Annotated in this window: 2 protein-coding genes; both read left to right on the top strand. The window is 59.0% G+C overall.

What is annotated here, in order from left to right:
• On the top strand, positions 1-454 hold a 454-nt coding region (gene tnpA, locus RZR99_RS33045), incomplete at its 5' end, for an IS66-like element accessory protein TnpA (RefSeq protein WP_323123860.1).
• Positions 430-564, top strand: a 135-nt coding sequence (tnpB, locus tag RZR99_RS33550; protein ID WP_407655552.1) for an IS66 family insertion sequence element accessory protein TnpB, incomplete at its 3' end; no start/stop codon positions are given. The genes tnpA and tnpB, both read left to right, overlap by 25 nt.

The raw sequence follows: 564 nt of genomic DNA, 5'->3' as shown, positions 1-564 counted from the left end.
GCAGAGCCGGTTGGTGGTCGATCTCAAGCGAGACGGACGGCGCAAGTACGACGAGGATGCGAAGCGCGAGTTGATACAGGCGTGTCTTAAGCCAGGGGTGTCTATCGCGCGGACGGCCATGGAACACGACATCAATCCGAACCTCGTTCGGACATGGATTTCCAAGTATCAGCGCGAACAAGCCGTGGGCGAGATAGTCAGCTCCGCGACGGAGTCGTCACGAGAGACTCGCGTCGGGTTGTCGACGGCTTCTGTGCCTGAGGAATCAGCCTTTATGCAGGTCGTCACTTCTGCGGCTGCCCCCACTCCGGCTAAATCGGCCGCGGTGTTCTCGCTGAATGTGCACTTACCAAACGGTGTTTCCTTGGAGTTGAGCCAAGCGAACTTCGATGAACTGACGATGCTCGCCCAGATGCTCGGGAGGCTGCAATGTTCCGGTTCGACGAAGGGCTGAAGGTCTACCTGCATCGCGATCCCGTCGACTTCCGCATGGGCATCAACGGGCTGTCGATCCTGGTCGAACAGGCGATGCGCCTGAACCCAATGACCTCGGCACTGTTCGTG

Origin of the sequence: Burkholderia alba (assembly GCF_034721475.1) — a bacterium.
GTDB classification, from domain to species: domain Bacteria; phylum Pseudomonadota; class Gammaproteobacteria; order Burkholderiales; family Burkholderiaceae; genus Burkholderia; species Burkholderia alba.
This window is presented reverse-complemented; position numbering and strand designations above follow the sequence as displayed.